At 57.8% G+C, this 680-nt stretch carries 1 protein-coding gene; it reads right to left on the bottom strand.

The features are described from left to right. Positions 1 to 665, bottom strand: a 665-nt coding sequence (locus DC3_RS28845) for a carbohydrate ABC transporter permease (protein WP_246130851.1), incomplete at its 3' end; no start/stop codon positions are given. Positions 666 to 680 lie beyond the last annotated feature (15 nt).

The raw sequence follows: 680 nt of genomic DNA, 5'->3' as shown, positions 1-680 counted from the left end.
GTCAGAGCGAACAAATACTCGTTCCAGGCATTGATGAACGCCAGCAATCCCGTGGTCACCAGGGCAGGACCCATCACCGGCAACAGCACTTTGAACAGGGTCTGCAAAGGGCTCGCACCGTCCACCATCGCGGCCTCTTCCAGTTCGTTGGGGATCTCCCGCACGAAACTGGTCAACACCCACACCGAAAATGGAATGGTGAAAATCAGGTAACTGAAAATCAAGCCGGTGGGAGAGTTGTACATGTTGAACTGCCGGATCAGGGTGAACAGGCCCGAAAGCACAGCGATCTGGGGGAACATGGACACCGCAAGGATGATGTACATGATCACCGACTTGCCCTTGAAGCGGAATTTGCCCAGCGCATAGGCGGCGAAGGCCCCAATCAGCAGGGAGATCAGCACACTGCCGACCGCGACGATGACACTCATGCCCAGCCCCTTGCTGAAGGCAGGGTACTGGAAGACCCCGACGTAGTTCTGCAGGGTCCACTCGGCGGCGAGGAACTGGGCGGGGGGGAGGAAGATGTCACTGGCTTTTTTCAGGCTGGTGATCACCGCCCACACGAAGGGGAACAGCAGGTAGATGGCGATGATCGCCAGGAGCAGGTAGAAGCCGATCAGTTGCAGCACCGGGGTGCGCCTCACGTGCTGCTGGGTTTGCACTGCTTTAATCGTCAT

This window comes from Deinococcus cellulosilyticus NBRC 106333 = KACC 11606, from assembly GCF_007990775.1.
Taxonomy (GTDB): Bacteria; Deinococcota; Deinococci; order Deinococcales; family Deinococcaceae; genus Deinococcus_C; species Deinococcus_C cellulosilyticus.
This window is presented reverse-complemented; position numbering and strand designations above follow the sequence as displayed.